Here is an 18,062-nt window from a genome sequence, read left to right on the forward strand (position 1 = left end):
CCATGGCCAACCCGATACTCGACGCCGTCGTCGAACGCGCGGAGGAGATCCGCGCCCTGGGACCCGCCAACGAGTCCCTCGGCCGGCTGGACGACCAGGCGGCCAAGGTGCTGCGGGAGACCGGCGCCATCCGGATGCTCCAGCCGGGGAAGTACGGCGGCTTCGAACTGCACCCGCGCGACTTCGCCGAGACCGTCATGGAGATCGCCTCCTGCGACGGCTCGACCGGCTGGGTCTGCGGCGTCGTCGGCGTCCACCCGTGGGAGATGGCCATGGCCGACCCCCGGGTGCAGGAGGAGGTCTGGGGGGAGGACCCCGACACCTGGATCGCCTCGCCGTACGCCCCGATGGGCCTGCTGCGCCCCGTCGACGGCGGGTACGTCTTCAACGGCCACTGGCAGTTCTCGTCCGGCACCGACCACTGCGACTGGATCTTCCTCGGCGCCTTCCTCGCCGACGAGAAGGGCGAACGGCTCAACCCGCCCCGCTCCATGCACGTGATCCTGCCGCGCTCCGACTACGAGATCGTCGCCGACTCCTGGGACGTGGTCGGCCTGCGCGGCACCGGCAGCAAGGACATCCTCGTCAAGGACGCCTTCGTGCCGCACCACCGCGTCATCGACTACAACAAGGTCGTCGACGGCAGCCTCGCCGAGGAGGCCGGGCTGACCAACCCCGTCTACCGGCTGCCGTTCTCCGCGGCCTTCCCGCTCGGCATCACCTCCGCCGTCATCGGCATCTGCGAGGGCGCCCTCGCCCACCACCTGGCCTACCAGCGCGACCGCGTCCAGATCACCGGCACCGCCGTCCGCGACGACCCGTACGTCCTGTACGCGGTCAGCGAGGCCGCCGCCGAGATCGCCGCCTCGCGCGCCGCCCTGCTCGACAACATCAGCAGCCTGTACGACACGGTCGCGGCCGGCGGGCGGGTCGGCTTCGAGCGGCGGGCCGTCGGCCGCCGCACCCAGGCCCGCGCCGCCTGGCGGGCCGTGCGCGCGGTCGACGAGATCGTCGCCCGTTCCGGCGGCAACGCGATGCGGGTGACCAACCCCATCCAGCGCTTCTGGCGCGACGCCCACACCGGCCTCGCCCACGCCATCCACGTCACCGGAGCCGTCTTCCACGTGGCAGCCCTGACCGACATCGGTGTGGAGCCCCCGCAGGGGCCGATGCGCTCGATGATCTGACACCGGCGAAGCCCACAGGCAGGAAGGACGGGAGGAAGAACATGACGCACATCCGCGGACTCGGCTACCTCCGGGTCAGGACCCGGGACGTCGCCCGCTGGCGCGAACTCACCGTGGACGCCCTCGGGTTCGCCGAGGGCACCGGGCCCGACCCGGACGGCCTCTACCTGAGGATGGACGAGCGCCGGGCCCGGCTCGTCGTCCTGCCCGGCGACACGGACCGGGCCGAGGCCATCGGCTGGGAGGTGCGCGACCAGTTCGCGCTCGCCGAGGTCGCCCGCGCCGTCGAGGCGGCCGGCATCCCGGTGAAGGAACTCACCTGGCAGGAGGCCGGCGAACTGAACGTGGAGCGGGCCGTCGTCTTCGAGGACCCCGCCGGCATGCGCGTCGAGGTGTTCTTCGGGCCGGTCCTCGACCACAGCCCGGTCCTCACCGGCCTCGGCCAGCGCTTCGTCACCGGAGCCCAGGGCATGGGCCACGTCGTCCTGCCCACCACCCGCATGGACGAGACCGTCGCCTTCTACACCGAGGTCCTCGGCTTCCTGCCGCGCGGCGCGGTCAAACTGAGCGCCCGGTCCCCGGACGCCCCGCCGCGCCGGGTGCGCTTCATGGGCGTCAACCAGCGCCACCACAGCCTGGCCCTGTGCCCGGCGCCGCACGGCGAGGCCCCCGGCCTGGTCCACCTCATGGTCGAGGTCGACACCCTGGACGCGGTGGGCCGCGCCCTGGACAACGTCAACCGCGGCGGCTTCCCGCTCTCCTCCACCCTGGGCCGGCACACCAACGACAAGATGGTCTCCTTCTACGTCCGCGCCCCGGGCGGCTGGGACCTGGAGTACGGCACCGAAGGCATGCTCGTCGACGAGAGCCACTACACCGCCGAGGAGATCACCGCCGACAGCTACTGGGGCCACGACTGGTCGGGCTCACAACCGCTCGCCGCGTTCCTGCCCCAGGGGAAGCCCGAGGCTCCCGGGAAGGGCGCATGATCCCGCCCCGGCCCGTCACCCCCGTACGCGCCCGGTCCGTCACCCGTTACGACGCCGAGGCCGACGTCCTCGTCGTCGGCCTCGGGTGCGCGGGCGCCGCGGCGGCCTTCGAGGCGGCCGCGGCCGGCGCGGACGTCCTGGTACTGGAGCGCGCCGGGGGACCGGGCGGCTCCTCGGCGCTCTCCGGCGGCGAGCTGTACCTCGGCGGCGGCACCCCCGTACAGGCCGCCTGCGGCTTCGAGGACACCGCCGACGACATGTTCGCCTACCTCGCGGCGGCCCTCGGACCGCACGCCGACGAGCGGAAGCTGCGCGCCTACTGCGACGGCAGCACCGAGCACTTCCAGTGGTTCGTCGACCGGGGCGTCCCCTTCGAGCACAGCCTGTGGGACACCCCGACCTGGATGCCGCCCACCGACGACGGACTGATGTGGCTGGGCGAGAACGCCTGGCCCTACGACACCCTCGCCCGGCCCGTGCCGCGCGGGCACCGCCCCGCCGTCGGGCACTTCGGCGGCGGACTGCTGATGGAGAAGCTGGTCGCCGCCGTCCGCGCGGCCGGAGCCGCCATCCGCACCGACACCGTGGCCGGCGCGCTCATCACGGACGACGACGGCCGGATCGCCGGTGTCACCGCCCGCCGCTACGGGCAGGACCTGGCCTTCCGCGCCCGCCGCGGCGTCGTCCTGACCACCGGGGGGTTCGTCGACAACGAGGAGATGCTCGCCGACCACGCCCCCGCCCTGCTCGGCCTCGGCAAGGTCAGCGACGGACTGGACGACGGCAGCGGCATCCGCATGGCCTGCGCGGTCGGCGCGGCCACCCGGCGGATGGCGGCGGTGCAGATCGCCATGACCGCGCTGCCCGCCCTCGCCGTGCGCGGCATGCTCGTCAACGCCCACGGACAGCGCTTCGTCAACGAGGACGTCTACCCCGGCCTGTTCAGCACGGCCGCGCTGCTGACCCAGCCGGGACCGTACTGGGTGATCGTCGACCAGGCGGGCTACGAGTCCGTGCCCGAGGCGGAACGCTGGGGCGTGCTGCCCCGGTACGCCGACGACAGCCTCCGCGGCCTCGAACGCGAACTGGGCATGCCTGAGGGAGCGTTGGAGACCAGCGTCGGCACCTACAACACACACGCGGAGCGCGGCGAAGACCCCTACTTCCACAAGAATCCCCGCTGGGTGCGGCCCCTGGAGCCGCCTTTCGCCGCACTCGACCCACGGCTCGGCTTCCGCACCGGCGGCCGGGAGAGCGCCGGTGCCGGGCCCGGCGCCGCCGGCTTCACCCTGGGCGGGCTGCGGACCACCGTCGACGGCGCCGTCCTGGACGTCTCCGGCAACCCCGTCCCCGGCCTGTACGCGGCCGGCCGGGCCGCCTCCGGCATCCACGGCCACGGCTACGTCAGCGGCACCTCGCTGGGCGACGGGACCTTCTTCGGCCGCCGGGCCGGCCGGTCCGCGGCCTCCGGCGCGGCGGCGCCGTGATCCCACGCGGTCGACGGGCGCCGTCCGGCGCCATCCCGGCCGCGCCCCGCCGCCGGCGGCCCGGCGGCACCGTGTCCGCGCCCCGTCTCCCCCGGCCCGGCCGCCCCGGCCGTACCCCGCGGCGGCCGGGCTCCCGGGGGCCCGCGCCGCGAGCCACCGGGGCGTTCTCCGTGAAGGGCCCCGATGAACCGCTTCGAAGGCACCACCGTCCTGCTCACCGGCGCCGCGTCCGGCATCGGCCGCGCCACCGCGCTGCGGCTCGCCGCGGAGGGCGCCGCCGTCTTCGCCGTCGACCTGTCCGGGGACGGCCTGCGCGAGACCGCCGGCCGGCTCCCGCCCGGCCCCGGACGGATCCACCCCCATGTCGCCGACGTGTCCGACGAGAGCGCGGCCGTGGCCGCCACGGCCCGCGCCGCCGAGACGCTCGGGGGCATCGACGTCCTGGTCAACGCGGCGGGCGTGCACCGCACGACACCGATCGACCGGCTCACCGTCGACGACCTGCGGCACCTGTTCTCCGTCAACGTCGTCGGCACGGCGGTGCTCTGCCGCGAGGCGCTGCGCCACCTGCCGGACGGCAGGGGCGTCATCGTCAACGTCGCCTCCTCCTCCGCGACCCACGGGAACCCGTTCATGAGCGCCTACTCCGCCAGCAAGGGCGCGGTGCTGGCGTTCTCGCTGTCCCTGGCGGCCGAGGTGGCCCACCGCCGCATCCGGGTCGTCCCGGTCTCGCCCGGCACGGTCGCCACCCCGCTGACCGCCCGGCCGGACCTGCTGCCGCCGGACCTCGACACCAGCTACTACCAGCGCATCCGCGCCCCGTTCGGCGCGGCGGATCCGGAACAGGTCGCGGGCGTCATCGCCTTCGCCGCCTCCCGGGACGCCGGCTACCTCACGGGGGCGGAGATCCGGGCCGACGGCGGCTCCCACATCTGACGGACGCCGTTCGTCCGGTGCCCGTCAGCCGGCGCGCGCCGGGCAGGCGAGCGCGCGCTGCGGTGGGACCGGTGTATGTCCACCACAGGAAGGAAGAACAGTCATGAGCACGACATCATCCGCACGGCGCCGGGTGGCCGTCACCGGAGCGGCCTCGGGCATCGGCCAGGCGGTCGCCGAACTGCTGCGGGCCCAGGGGGACGACGTCATCGGCGTCGACCTGAAGGACGCCGACGTCCGCGCCGACCTCGGCACCCCCGACGGACGGCGGGAAGCCGTCCGCGCGGTCCTCGAACGCAGCGGGGGAGTCCTCGACGCCGCCATCGCCTGCGCCGGCATCTCGGCCCGCGTGCCCGCCACCGTCGCGGTCAACTACTTCGGCGTCACCGAACTGCTCCAGGGACTGCGGCCCGCCCTGGCCCGTGCCGAGGCGCCCCGCGCCGCGTTCGTCGGGTCCATCGTCGGCACCGGGGGCGGCGCGGACGACGTCGTCGCGGCCTGCCTCGCCGGTGACGAGCCGGCGGCGCTCGCCGCTGCCGCCGCCCTGGCGGAATCGGGCGGGGGCGGCGCCCTCTACCCCGCCTCCAAGGCGGCGCTGGCCCGCTGGGTGCGCCGCACCAGCGTCACCGACGAGTGGGCCGGTGCCGGGATCCCGCTGAACGGCGTCGGCCCCGGTGTGGTGCTCACCCCGATGCACGCCGCGGTCGCCGTGACCGAGGAACAGCGCAGGATCGTCGCACAGGCGGTGCCCATGCCGCTGAACGGCCACGCCGAGCCCGAGGTCGTCGCGCGGGCCCTGCGCTGGCTGACCAGTACGGAGAACACCCATGTGACCGGGCAGGTGCTGTACGTCGACGGAGGCGCCGAGGTGGTCCTGCGCGGCCCGGACCGGATCTGACCGGCCGGTTCCGGCCGACCGGATCCGGCCGGACCGCGCCCACTCAGTGGGACGGCCGCTTGCCTCCAACCAGAATGAATTCTAGTTCTGTGGAGACGCAACGCAACGGACACGACCGCCGCGGCCCCCCGGGGCCGCCTCACACCTACGGAGAACCATGGCCGAGGCCGTCATAGTGGAAGCCGTGCGCACACCGGTCGGCCGGCGACGCGGGGTCCTGTCGGGTCTGCACCCGGCCGAACTGCTGGGCCTGGCGCAGAAGGGGCTGCTGGACCGGGCGGGCGTCGCGCCCGACCTGGTCGAGCAGGTCGTCGGGGGCTGCGTCACCCAGGCGGGGGAGCAGTCCAACAACGTGACCCGCACCGCCTGGCTGCACAGCGGCCTGCCGTACTCCACCGCCTGCACCTCGATCGACTGCGCCTGCGGCTCCTCGCAGCAGGCCGTGCACCTGGTCCACGCACTGATCACCGCGGGCGCCATCGACGTGGGCATCGGCTGCGGCGTGGAGTCGATGAGCCGGGTCTTCCTCGGCCAGGCGCAGACCCCCGGCACCGGCAGCCCCGTACCGGACAGCTGGTCGCTGGACATGCCGGACCAGTTCTCCGCCGCCGAGCGGATCGCGCGCAACCGCGGCATCACCCGCGCCGACGCCGACGCCCTCGGTCTCGCCTCCCAGCAAAAGGCCGCCCGCGCCTGGGCCGAAGACCGTTTCGCCGGGCAGGTCCTGGACGTCGACGCCCCGGTGACGACCAAGGAGGGCCCCACCGGCGAGCGCGCCGTCGTCTCCCGCGACCAGGGCCTCAGGGACACCACCGCCGAAGGACTCGCCGCGCTCGCGCCGGTCCTGCCCGACGGCATCCACACCGCGGGCAACTCCTCCCAGATCAGCGACGGCGCCGCCGCCGTCCTGCTGATGAGCGCGGAGCGCGCCGACCGCCTCGGACTGGGCGGCCGCGCCCGGATCGTCGCCTCCACCATGGTCGGCTCCGACCCCTACTACCACCTCGACGGTCCCGTGGCGGCCACCCGCGAGGTCCTGCGCAAGGCCGGGATGACCCTGGACGACATCGACCTCGTCGAGATCAACGAGGCGTTCGCCTCCGTCGTGCTGTCCTGGGCCCGGGTCCACCGGGCCGACATGGACAAGGTCAACGTCAACGGCGGTGCCATCGCGCTCGGCCACGCGGTCGGCTCCACCGGCGCCCGGCTGATCACCCAGGCGCTGTACGAGATGGAGCGCGCCGACAAGTCCACCGCGCTGATCACCATGTGCGCCGGCGGCGCGCACTCGACGGCGACGATCATCGAACGGATCTGAGACACCATGACCATCGGGCTGACCGAGGAGCACCGCGACCTGCGCGACTCCGTACGCGCCTTCACGGGCCGGCACATCACCGCGGACGTCCTGCGCAAGGCGGTCGACACCGAGGACGAGACGCTCCCGCCGTACTGGCGGGCCCTCGCCGAACAGGGCCTGCTCGGCCTCCACCTGCCCGAGGAGACCGGCGGAGCGGGCTACGGACTGGTCGAACTCGCCGTCGTCGTCGAGGAGCTGGGGCGGGCCGTGGCGCCCGGACCGTTCCTGCCGACCACCCTCGCCTCGGCCGTCCTGGACCGGGCCGGCCACCCCACGTACCTGCCGGGCCTCGCCGACGGCACCCTCGTCGGCGCCGTCGGACTGCGCCGCGGCACCCTCACCCTGAGCCGCCGGGACGACGGGACCCACACGCTGTCCGGCGAGTCCGGCCTGGTCGTCGGCGGCCGGACCGCCGACCTCTTCGTCCTGCCGGCCGCGGACGGCGACGGCACCGCGTGGGTCGTGCTGCCGCGCGCCGCGGTGGAGACCGTCCACCAGCGCGGCCACGACCTGACCCGCCGCTCGTGCCTGGTGCGCGCCGGGGCGGTCACGGTCCCGGCCGGCGGCGTCCTGACCGTCGACTCCGAGCTGCCCGTCGACCTGGCCGCGACCCTGTTCGCCGCGGAGTCCTCCGGGCTCGCCGACTGGGCCGTCACCACCGCCGCCGACCACGCCCGCGTACGGGAGCAGTTCGGCCGTCCCATCGGCCAGTTCCAGGGCGTCAAGCACCGCTGCGCGCGGATGCTCGCGGCCGCTGAGCAGGCTCGCGCCTGCGCCTGGGACGCGGCCCGCGCCGGTGACCCAGGCGCCGTCGACGACCGCCGCGAGGCGTCGCTGACCGCCGCCGTCGCCGCCGCCACCGGCGTCGACGCGGGCTTCGCCACCGCCAAGGACTGCATCCAGGTCCTCGGCGGCATCGGCTTCACGTGGGAGCACGACGCCCACCTCTACCTGCGCCGGGCCCAGACCCTGCGCATCGCGCTCGGCTCCGCCGCGTGGTGGCGCCGCCGGGTCGCCCGGCTCACCCTGGACGGCGTCCGCCGCCGGCTCGGCGTCGAACTGCCGCCCGCCGCCGAGGCCGTACGGGCAAAGGTCCGCGCCGAACTCGCCGCCGCGGCCGCGGTCGGGGCCGCCGAACGGCCCGCCTTCCTCGCCGACCGCGGCTACACCGCCCCCCACCTGCCCGCCCCCTGGGGCAAGGGCGCCGACGCCGTCACCCAGCTCGTCATCGCCGAGGAGATGCGCGCGGCCGGCCTCCGGCCCGTCGACATGGTCATCGGCGGCTGGGTGGTGCCCACCCTCGTCGCCCACGGCGACGACGCCCAGCGGGAGAGGTTCCTGCGGCCCAGCCTGCGCGGCGAGATCACCTGGTGCCAGCTCTTCAGCGAACCCGGCGCCGGATCCGACCTGGCCGGCCTGTCCACCCGCGCGGTCAGGGCCGACGGCGGCTGGCGGATCACCGGGCAGAAGGTGTGGACCTCCGGAGCCCACGACGCCGACTGGGGCATCCTGCTCGCCCGCACTGACCCCGACGCGCCCAGGCACAAGGGGATCTCCTACTTCCTGCTCGACATGAACACCCCCGGCATCGACATCCGCCCCCTGCGGCAGATCACCGGAGAGGCCGAGTTCAACGAGGTGTTCCTCGACGACGTGTTCGTCCCCGACGAGCTGCTCGTCGGCGCCCCCGGCGACGGCTGGCGGCTCAGCCGCACCACCCTGGCCAACGAACGCGTCGCCCTCTCCCACGACTCCTCGCTCGGCTCGGGCGGCGAGGCCCTGCTCGACCTCGCGGCCGCGGCACCCGGGGAGATGGACGACGAACGGCTCACCACCCTCGGCGCCATCCTCTGCGACGCCCAGTCCGGCGGACTGCTGGGCCTGCGCACCACCCTGCGCTCGGTCTCCGGCCGGCAGCCCGGCGCGGAGGCCAGCATCGCCAAACTGACCGGCGTGGAACACCTCCAGCAGGTCTGGGAGACCGCCATGGACTGGCTGGGCGACGCCTCCCTCACCGGGGAGGGCCCCCGCCAGGACGCCACCTGGTGGTTCCTCAACTCCCGCTGCATGTCCATCGCGGGCGGCACCACCGAGGTCCAGCTCAACATCATCGCGGAGCGCATCCTGGGACTGCCCCGCGACCCCTCGCCCGCGCCCACGACCCCCGAGCGGAAGGCCCGCGCATGACGATCGACCGCGACAAGGCGCTCGCCGCACCCCCCGCCGTCCAGGAGATCTCCTGGACCACCCGGGACGTGCTCCTCTACCACCTCAGCCTCGGAGCGGGCGCCGCCGCCGGGGCACCGGAACCCGGCCTCACCTACGAACGCGGCCTGACGGTCCTGCCCACCTTCGCTATGGTCGCCGGCACCGGGATCTCCTCGGGCGCCGCCCCGGACCCGTCCTTCGACCTGCCCGGCATCGAGCTCGACCTGCGCCGCATCCTCCACGCCGGCCAGGAACTGACGGTCCACCGCCCCCTCCCGGCAGCCGGCACGGCCACCCTCTCCGCCCGCGTCGCCGAGGTGTGGGACAAGGGCAAGGCGGCCGTCGTCGTACGGGAGTCCACGGCGACCGGACCGGACGGCGAGCCGCTGTGGACCGGCAGGATGCAGATCTGGGCCGGCGGCGCCGGCGGCTTCGGCGGCGAGCCCGGACCGCGGGCCGAGTGGAACGCGCCCGACCGCGCCCCCGACACCGTGCTCGACACCCCGACCACCCCCCAGCAGGCACTGCTCTACCGGCTCAACGGCGACCTCAACCCCCTGCACGCCGACCCCGGGTTCGCGAAGGCCGCCGGCTTCGACCGGCCCCTCCTGCACGGCCTCGCCTCCTACGGCCTGGTCGCCAAGGCCCTCGTCGGCGGGCTGCTCGACGGCGACGCGAGCAGGCTGACCGACCTTTCCGTACGGTTCGCCGGCGTCCTCTTCCCCGGCGAGACCATCCGCACCGCCGTCTGGCGCGCGGGCGACCGGCTCCTGCTGCACGCCACCTGCCCGGAACGCGACGACGCCCCCGTACTCACCCACGCGACGGCGAGGATCACCCCATGACCGCCGAGTACCGCACCCCCGTGCCCAGCGAGCGCATCGCGCGACCGGAGCGGCTGGTCTCCGCCGTCCGCGCCGAGGGCGTCGACGCGGCGGCCGCCGCCGCCCGCCGGCTGATCGACGCCCTGCTGCGGGCCGGCGACCACCCGGAGACCGACTTCGCGGACGTGACCAGGCAGCTCGACACCCTCGCCGACCGGCTCACCGCACGCGCCCCCGGCCTGGAGGAACGCCTGGTCACCATGTGGCGGGGCGACGGCATCACCCGGCACGACCCGGTCACCGGCCCCGAGAACGCCATCGCCCCGCCCCTCGCACTCGCCGGCCGGGCGGACGGCTCCGTCCAGGGCGTCGTCACCCTCGGTCTGCCGTACCAGGGCCCGCCCCGCTGCGCGCACGGCGGCGTTTCGGCCCTGCTGCTCGACCACACCCTCGGCGTCGCCAACCACTGGGCGGGCCTGTCGGGGATGACGGCCGAACTCACCCTGCGCTACCTGCGGCCCACCCCGCTGTTCGAACCGCTGACGGTCACCGGCCGGCAGATCTCCGTGGACGGCAAGAAGATCCGGACGGTCGGCTCCATCACGGCCGGCGGCCGCGAATGCGTCACGGCCGAGGGCCTGTTCATCGCCGTACAGCTACCCCGCCCCAGTTGACGGCACGAACGCCCGCACACCGCGGCCCCGGACCGGAGATCCCTCTCCGGTCCGGGGCCGCGGCCGTTCCCGGGGTGGCGCCGACCGGTTCCCGGGTCGCCGCGGCGGGGACGGCCACCCGGCCCACCGCACGGCGCCGGGCGGGAAAGCCGCGGAGATCCGGTGCCGCGCGGGACGGCCGTCCGGGGTTCGCAAGACCACGCGGCCGCCCCGCGCGGGACCGGCCGGGGCGCGGACGGGCGGACCGGGGGAGTGGTTCCACCACCTGCAGGGGACCGCCGCCGTGCCGGAGCACCCGGGCCCGCCCGACGCACCCGTTCCATCGGCCCGACGCCCTCGCCCGGTGCCGCGCGACACGCCCTCCGGGCCCGGTGCCGGTGCCGGATCACGCTCGGGTGCGGCCGCGGGGCCACCGAAGGGCACCGCCCCGCTGAAGGGCTCCCGGGGCAGCTCGCTGAGTCGGCTCGACGGCCCGCGGGCCGCGTGGCGCGCCCCCACCCGCCGGGCACCGCGCCGGAACGCACACCCGCGTCCGGCTCCGGGACCGCCGAGGGGTTCGGCCCCGCGGCCCGCGCGGCCCGGGTCTCCGCGAGCCCCCGCCGGGAAGCACGGGCCCGCCGGACGCGCCGTGCCCGCCGCCCCGCCGTCAGACGCGAACCTCGCGGCGGATGACCTTCCCCGTGGCGTTGCGGGGCAGGCTCTCGGCGGTCACCCGCCATCGGGACGGCACCTTGTAGTACGCGAGGCGTTCGCGGACGAAGGCGGTCAGGACCTCCTCGGTGACGGCGCAGTGGGCGTCGGTCACGACCACCGCCGCCACCTCCTGGCCGAGGTCCGGGTGGGGCACCCCGATCACCAGGCACTCCCGCACCCCCGGGTGCTCGGACAGCACGCCCTCGATCTCCGCCGGGTACACGTTCTCGCCGCCGCGCAGGATCAGGTCCGAGCGCCGGCTGGTGAGCCGCAGCCGGCCGTCCCGCACCATGCCGATGTCACCCGTGTGCAGCCAGCGGTCCGCCCGGATCGCCCGGGCCGTGGCCTCCGGGTCCTCCCAGTAGCCGAGCATCACGTACGGGCTGCGCAGGCAGACCTCGCCCTCCTCGCCCTCCGGCAGCGGCCGGCCGGCCGGGTCGCGCACCTCCAGCTCCACCGCCACCACCGGGCGGCCCAGGCTGTCCGGTGCCACGGCGAGATCGGCCGGGGTGGCCACGGCGGCACCGGTGCAGCACTCGGTGAGCCCGTAGCTGTTGCCGAGCGCGTGCCGGGCCACCGGCAGCACCGCGCGCAGCCGGTCGTGGAAGGCCGGGGTGGACGGGGCCGACGCCAGCGCGAAGGACTTCAGGGACGACAGGTCGTAGCCGCCGAGGTCGCCGTGCTCGATCAGCCGGTGCGCCATCGTCGGCACCGCGCCCCAGTTGGTGACCCGCTCCCGCTCGATCAGCCGCAGCACCCGGTCCACCTCGAAGCGGCCCTGGTACATCACCACGGTGCCCCCGTCCACGAGCCGGGGGACCGCGAGGTTGTGCAGCGCCGCGATGTGGAAGAGGGGCAGCGCCAGCAGGTGTCGCCGGTCCTCGGGGGCGGTCGGGTCCCCCAGCTCCGCGGCCAGTGCGTTGCTGCAGCACAGGTAGCCGATGACGGCCAGCAGATTGCGGTGCGTGTGCACCGCCCCCTTGGGCCGGCCCGACGTACCGCTCGTGTACATGATGACCGCGGGGTCGTCCTCGTCGATCTCCGGCCGCGGCAGCGGCGCGTCCGGATGGCGCCGCACCAGTTCCGGGACGTCCTCCTCGAACGTGAGCAGCGGCACGCCGGAACCGTGCACGGAGGCGGCCCGCTTGGCGTCGGCCAGGATCACCTTGGGCCGGGTGTGCTCGATGCCGTAGGCGACCTCGGGCGCCGTCCACCAGGCGTTGTAGCCGACGGCGATGGCGCCGAGCGAGACGGTCGCCCAGAACGCGACGATCCAGCCGGGGGTGTTCGCCGCCAGCAGCGCCACCCGGTCGCCCTTGCCGACGCCGTACTCCTCCGCAAGGACCCGGGCCAGGGAGGCCACCCGGCGCGCGTGCTCGGCGAACGAGATCCGCTCGTCCTCGGTCACGATGTAGTCGCGGTCACCGTGCCGCACGGACGCGGCCAGGACGGCGGTCAGTGACCTCTCCCGGTGCGCGAACACCTGCATGCGGGCCCCGAGCACGTCCTCGCGGACCAGCTCGAAGGAGCCGCCGGGGCCGGTCAGCCGCCGCAGGACCTCCGGCACCGTTTCCTGCCGATCCGCCGTCGCGCTCATGCGCCTCCCTCTCGTCGGAGTGGATGATGTGCGCGCCATCGTTCTCCTCCGGCCCGCGGGGCAAAGCGCGGTTCCCGGTCACCGGGACGCCCGCCGCGCGGGCCGACGGCAGTCCTACCACTCAGTGGGACTCGCACCCCGGCACCGCCCGCGCCGCCTCGAACATGGACGGCCGCGGGCGCCCGGCCGGACGCCCGCACCGACCGGGAAAGAGGGAACACGTGGGACACCTCCAGGGCAAGGTCGCGATCGTCACCGGCGCGGGCCAGGGCGTTGGCCAGGGCATCGCCCTCGCCCTGGCCGGCGAGGGGGTGACCGTCGCCGTCGTCGGCCGGACGGCGGCGAAACTGGAGGCGACCGGCGAACGGCTGCGGGCCCGCGGCGCGCGCGCCGAGACGTTCACCTGCGACGTGTCGGACACCGCACGGATCCCGCACCTGGTGGAGGAGATCGCCGGCCGCCTCGGACGCATCGACATCCTCGTCAACAACGTCTACGACGGCGTGTACGGGCCGCTGCTGTCGCTGAGCGACGCCGACTTCCAGAAGGGCTTCCGCAGCGGCCCCTTCGCGACCTTCGCGTTCATGAAGGCCTGCCACCCCCACCTCAAGCGCTCGGGCGACGGAGTCGTCATCAACCTGGTCACCTCCGCCATGGTCCGCTGGGACCTGACCACCTACGGCGCCTACGCGGCCGCCAAGACCGCCGTGCGCTCCCTGACCCGCACCGCCGCGAACGAATGGGGGCCCGACGGCATCCGCGTGAACGCGATCGCCCCGCACGCCGCGTCACCCGGGTACCTGCGCTGGGCCGAGGCCAACCCGCGGGAGGCCGAGGTGTTCCGCTCCTCCATACCGCTGCGCCGCGTCGGCGACTGCGAGGAGGACATCGGCCGGGCCGTCGTGATGCTGTGTGGGCCGGACGCCCGCTACCTCACCGGCGCGACCGTGCCCCTCGACGGCGGCCAGGCCAACTTCGACTGACCCGGCCCCCTGCCCCTCCTCCCGGTCAGCGGGACGACTTCCGCCCGCCGGCCCGTCCCTGAATAACGTCGCGACCGCCACCACGACGGGTGCGCGGACGGAGGTTCCCCTTGACTCAGACATCGCACCAGCCGCCCGGAACACCGGACGTCCTGGCCCCCGCGACACTCGGCCCCATCACCCTGCGCAACCGCATCGTCAAAGCGGCGACGTACGAGGGGCTGAGCCGTGACAGCCTGGTCACCCAGGACCTGATCGACTTCCACGTCCGGTACGCCCGGGGCGGGGTCGGCATGACCACCGTCGCGTACTGCGCGGTGGCCCCCGAGGGCAGGACCGACCGGCACCAGATCCTGTGGCGGCCCGAGGCCCTGCCCGGGCTGCGCAGGCTGACCGACGCCGTCCACGCCGAAGGCGCCGCCGTCTCCGCCCAGATCGGGCACGCCGGTCCGGTGGCCAACCCCAAGTCCAACGGACTTCCCGCGCTCTCGCCCAGCCGGCACTTCCACAAGACGACCCTCAGCTTCGCCAAGGAGGCCTCCCGGGCCGACCTGGAGCGCATCGTCCGCGACCACGCCGACGCCGCCGCCATGGCCGTCGAGGCCGGCTTCGACTGCGTCGAGATCCACCTGGGCCACAACTACCTCGCCAGCTCCTTCCTCAGCCCGCGCGTCAACCACCGCGGGGACGAGTACGGCGGCAGCCTGGAGAACCGGTTCCGTTTCGCGCGCGCCATCGTGCGGGCCGTGCGCGAAGCGGTCGGCGACCGGATCGCCGTCATCGCCAAGCTCAACATGGACGACGGCGTCCCCGGCGGCTTCTGGCTCGACGAGGCCATCCCCGTCGCCCGCACCCTGGAGAGCGACGGCTGCCTCGACGCCCTGGAACTGACCGTCGGCAGCTCCCTGCTGAACCCCATGTACCTCTTCCGCGGCGACGCGCCGCTGCACGAGTTCGCACAGATCATGCCCCAGCCGATGAAGACCGGGATCAGGCTGGTCGGCAAGAAGGTGCTGCACAGCTACCCGTACCAGGACGCCTACCTCCTCGACCAGGCCCGGCAGATCCGCGCCGCCGTCGGCATGCCGCTGATCCTGCTGGGCGGCATCACCGGCCGGCCGAGCATGGACCTGGCCATGGCCGAGGGGTTCCAGTTCGTCGCCATGGGCCGCGCCCTGCTGCGCGAACCCGACCTGATCAACCGCATCCAGGCCGAGGCCGACACCCCCTCGCTCTGCATCCACTGCAACAAGTGCTTCGTCACGATCTACGGCGGCACCCGCTGCGTACTCGTCGAGCCACCCGGCACCGGCACCGGCGCCGGCCGCACGCCCATCACCGCGTGAGGAGGCGGACGTTGGCCCCCGACACCATCGCCGACCTGCTCCTCGCCCGCACGGGCGACGACCGCCTCGGCCTGCGGACCCGGGAACGGGACTGGACCTGGAACGACGTCGTGCACGAGAGCGCGGTCCGCGCCGCCCTGGCACGCGAACTGCGCACCGACGGCCCGTTCCACATCGGCATCCTCCTCGACAACGTGCCGGAGTACGTCTTCTGGCTCGGCGCAGCGGCCCTCGCCGGCGCCTCCGTCGTCGGCATCAACCCCACCCGGCGCGGCAGCTACCTGGAACAGGAAGTACGCCACACCGACTGCCAGTTGATCGTCACCGACCGCGCCGGGCGCAAGCTCCTCGACGGACTGGACCTCGGCGTCGCGCCGGAGCGGTACCTGATCGTGGACGAACCGGCGTACGAGGAGACCCTGGCCGCCCACGCGGCGGCCGAGCCCGTCCGCGACCCCGCCGTCACCGCCGCCACCCGCATGCTGCTGCTGTTCACCTCCGGCACCACCGGCGCCTCCAAGGCGGCGATCTGCTCGCAGGGCCGACTGGCCGCCCTCGGACACGCCAACTCAGCCAAGTACGACGTCGGCGCCGACGACGTCTGCTACTGCCCGATGCCGCTGTTCCACGGCAACGCCCTGATGGCCCTGTGGGCCCCGGCCCTCGCGGCGGGCGCCACCGTCGCCCTCACCCCGAAGTTCTCCGCCTCCGGCTTCCTGCCCGACGCACGGTACTTCGGCGCCACCTTCTTCACCTACGTCGGCAAGGCCATCGCCTACGTCCTGGCCCGCCCCGAGCGGGACGACGACGGCGACAACCGGCTCACCCACGCCTTCGGCACCGAGGCGTCCCCCGAGGACCAGGCCGCCTTCCTGCGCCGCTTCGGCTGCCGCCTCATCGAGGGCTACGGCTCCAGCGAAGGCGCCGGCATGCTCGAACGGGTGCCCGACGGGCCGCCCACCGCACTCGGCAGGCCCGCGCGCGAGGGAGTGCGGATCGTCAACGCCGAGACCCGCGAGACCTGCCCGCCCGCGCTCCTCGACGAACACGGCCGGGTGCGCAACCCCGAGGAGGCCGTCGGGGAGATCGTCGACACCGAGGGCGCCGCCCGCTTCGAGGGCTACTACAAGAACGACGCCGCCGACGCCGAACGCGTCCACCACGGCTGGTACTGGACCGGCGACCTCGGATACGTCGACGGCGCCGGGTACTTCTACTTCGCCGGGCGCGGCGGGGACTGGATCCGCGTCGACGGGGAGAACACCTCAGCCCTGCTGACCGAACGCGTCCTGCGCCGGCACCCCGGCATCGTCGCCGCCGCGGTCTTCGGCGTCCCCGACGCCCGCTCCGGCGACCAGGTCATGGCCGCCGTCGAGATACCCGAGGGCCGGACCTTCGAGGAACTGCGCCTGCCCGGGTTCCTCGCGGGCCAGCAGGACCTCGGCACCAAGGGCGCCCCCCGCTACGTCCGCGTCTCCCACGCCCTGCCGACCACCGGCTCGGGCAAGCTCCGCAAGAAGGAGATGCAGGTCGAGGGCTGGCGCGTCGACGACCCGGTCTACCACTGGCAGGGCCGCGGACGACCCGAGTACGTCCTGATGACGGGCGAGGACAAGGCGGCGCTGCGCGCGGAGTTCCTCGCCAGCGGACGCGCACGCTTCCTGCCCTGACCACCCCGCCGGCGAGGACACGAGAGGAACCGGAGAACCACATGCGACTGCGCGAGAGCGCCGACCAGCTGGAACTGCGCCGTGAGCTGCGGGCGTACTTCTCGGGGCTGCTGCCCGAGGACGAACGGCGCCGCGCCGGAGAGGAGGGCGTGGGCGGCCCCCGCTTCCGCGAGATCGTCGGCCGGCTCGGCGCCGACGGCTGGCTGGGCATCGGCTGGCCCACGGAGTACGGCGGCCAGGGCCGCTCCGTCGAGGAGCAGTACGTGTTCTTCGACGAGGTCCAGCGGGCCGGACTGCCCTTCCCGTTCGTCACCGTCAACACGGTCGGGCCCACGCTCATGCGGTACGGGACCGAGGAGCAGAAGAGGCGGTTCCTGCCCGGCATCCTCCGCGGCGACATCGTCTTCGCGATCGGCTACACCGAGCCGGGCGCGGGCACCGACCTGGCCTCCCTCGGCACCCGCGCGGTGCGCGACGGCGACCACTTCACCGTCGACGGCGGCAAGATCTTCACCAGCGGCGCCAACACCGCCGACCACGTGTGGCTGGCCGCCCGCACCGACCCCGACGCGGCGAAGCACCGCGGCATCTCCATCCTGATCGTGCCCACCGACGCCGAGGGCTTCTCCTGGAGCCCCATCCGCACCGTCGGCGGCATGGTCGTCACCGCCACCTACTACGACGGCGTCCGGGTGCCCGCCACCGACGTGGTCGGCGAGGTGAACGGCGGCTGGCCCCTGATGACGGCCCAGCTCAACCACGAGCGGATCGGCCTGGCCGCGCTGGGCGGACGCATGATCGAGCTGTGGGAACGGGTCCTGGAGTGGGCCAGGGACAACGGCACCCTCGAACAGCCCTGGGTCCGCCGGGAGTTCGCCCGCACCCACGCCCGCCTGGAGGCGATGCGGCTGATGAACTGGAAGATGACCGACGCCGTCGCCCACGACCGGCTCACCGGCGCGGACGCCGGCGCGGCCAAGACGTACGGCACCGAGACCCACATCGACGTGCAGCGCACCCTGACCCAGATCCTCGGCGCCGCGGGCCGGATCCGCCCCGAGTCGCCCGGCGCGGTCCTGGCCGGACAGGTCGAGCAGCTCTCCCGGCAGGGCATCGTCAACACCTTCGGCGGCGGCGTCAACGAGGTGCTGCGCGACATGGTCGCCGTCCAGGGGCTGGGGCTCCCCCGCAAGGAGCGTGGCCGGTGAGC

Annotated in this window: 14 protein-coding genes; 13 read left to right on the plus strand and 1 reads right to left on the minus strand. The window is 74.3% G+C overall.

Going from position 1 to position 18,062, the window contains the following annotated elements; all coding sequences use genetic code 11:
- Positions 1-2 precede the first annotated feature (2 nt).
- From ACZ4K2_RS24375 to ACZ4K2_RS24415, 9 genes are all read left to right on the plus strand, one after another.
- Positions 3-1,187: an acyl-CoA dehydrogenase family protein gene (locus tag ACZ4K2_RS24375; RefSeq protein WP_467475702.1), complete on the plus strand. Its 1,185-nt coding sequence runs from the start codon at positions 3-5 to the stop codon at positions 1,185-1,187.
- Positions 1,188-1,228: 41 nt separating this feature from the next.
- Complete coding sequence (locus ACZ4K2_RS24380) at positions 1,229-2,176, plus strand: VOC family protein (protein WP_467475701.1); 948 nt, start codon at positions 1,229-1,231, stop codon at positions 2,174-2,176.
- Positions 2,173-3,663 (plus strand): FAD-dependent oxidoreductase, encoded by a 1,491-nt coding sequence (locus ACZ4K2_RS24385; RefSeq protein ID WP_467475700.1) that lies wholly within the window; start codon positions 2,173-2,175, stop codon positions 3,661-3,663. The genes ACZ4K2_RS24380 and ACZ4K2_RS24385 overlap by 4 nt, the downstream gene beginning before the upstream one ends.
- A 183-nt stretch (positions 3,664-3,846) precedes the next feature.
- Positions 3,847-4,599 (plus strand): SDR family NAD(P)-dependent oxidoreductase, encoded by a 753-nt coding sequence (locus ACZ4K2_RS24390; RefSeq protein ID WP_467475699.1) that lies wholly within the window; start codon positions 3,847-3,849, stop codon positions 4,597-4,599.
- A 103-nt stretch (positions 4,600-4,702) separates the two neighbouring features.
- Positions 4,703-5,497, plus strand: a complete 795-nt coding sequence (locus ACZ4K2_RS24395) for an SDR family oxidoreductase (protein ID WP_467475698.1) — start codon at positions 4,703-4,705, stop codon at positions 5,495-5,497.
- 157 nt (positions 5,498-5,654) lie between these two features.
- Positions 5,655-6,815, plus strand: coding sequence for a steroid 3-ketoacyl-CoA thiolase (locus ACZ4K2_RS24400; protein ID WP_467475697.1), 1,161 nt, complete (start codon positions 5,655-5,657; stop codon positions 6,813-6,815).
- Between the two features lie 6 nt (positions 6,816-6,821).
- Positions 6,822-9,044: an acyl-CoA dehydrogenase gene (locus ACZ4K2_RS24405; protein WP_467475696.1), complete on the plus strand. Its 2,223-nt coding sequence runs from the start codon at positions 6,822-6,824 to the stop codon at positions 9,042-9,044.
- Positions 9,041-9,910 carry a MaoC family dehydratase gene (locus tag ACZ4K2_RS24410; RefSeq protein WP_467475695.1) on the plus strand — a complete coding sequence of 290 codons (870 nt, stop codon included), beginning with the start codon at positions 9,041-9,043 and terminating at the stop codon, positions 9,908-9,910. Before ACZ4K2_RS24405 ends, ACZ4K2_RS24410 begins: the two co-directional genes overlap by 4 nt.
- Positions 9,907-10,563: a PaaI family thioesterase gene (locus ACZ4K2_RS24415; RefSeq protein ID WP_467475694.1), complete on the plus strand. Its 657-nt coding sequence runs from the start codon at positions 9,907-9,909 to the stop codon at positions 10,561-10,563. The genes ACZ4K2_RS24410 and ACZ4K2_RS24415 overlap by 4 nt, the downstream gene beginning before the upstream one ends.
- Before the next feature lie 646 nt (positions 10,564-11,209).
- Here ACZ4K2_RS24415 and casG read toward each other — a convergent pair.
- Positions 11,210-12,853, minus strand: a complete 1,644-nt coding sequence (gene casG, locus ACZ4K2_RS24420; RefSeq protein ID WP_467475693.1) for a steroid-24-oyl-CoA synthetase — start codon at positions 12,851-12,853, stop codon at positions 11,210-11,212.
- Positions 12,854-13,074: 221 nt separating this feature from the next.
- On the opposite strand from casG, the gene ACZ4K2_RS24425 reads away from it, so the two are divergent.
- From ACZ4K2_RS24425 to ACZ4K2_RS24440, 4 genes are all read left to right on the plus strand, one after another.
- Complete coding sequence (locus ACZ4K2_RS24425) at positions 13,075-13,836, plus strand: SDR family NAD(P)-dependent oxidoreductase (protein ID WP_467475692.1); 762 nt, start codon at positions 13,075-13,077, stop codon at positions 13,834-13,836.
- 110 nt (positions 13,837-13,946) lie between these two features.
- Positions 13,947-15,182 (plus strand): NADH:flavin oxidoreductase, encoded by a 1,236-nt coding sequence (locus tag ACZ4K2_RS24430; RefSeq protein WP_467475691.1) that lies wholly within the window; start codon positions 13,947-13,949, stop codon positions 15,180-15,182.
- Positions 15,183-15,193: 11 nt separating this feature from the next.
- A complete protein-coding gene (gene casI / locus ACZ4K2_RS24435; protein ID WP_467475690.1) occupies positions 15,194-16,852 on the plus strand; it encodes a steroid-22-oyl-CoA synthetase in 1,659 nt (552 codons plus the stop codon).
- Between the two features lie 41 nt (positions 16,853-16,893).
- Positions 16,894-18,060 carry an acyl-CoA dehydrogenase family protein gene (locus ACZ4K2_RS24440; protein WP_467475689.1) on the plus strand — a complete coding sequence of 389 codons (1,167 nt, stop codon included), beginning with the start codon at positions 16,894-16,896 and terminating at the stop codon, positions 18,058-18,060.
- Positions 18,061-18,062 lie beyond the last annotated feature (2 nt).

This window comes from Streptomyces sp. NPDC025833, assembly GCF_055558055.1.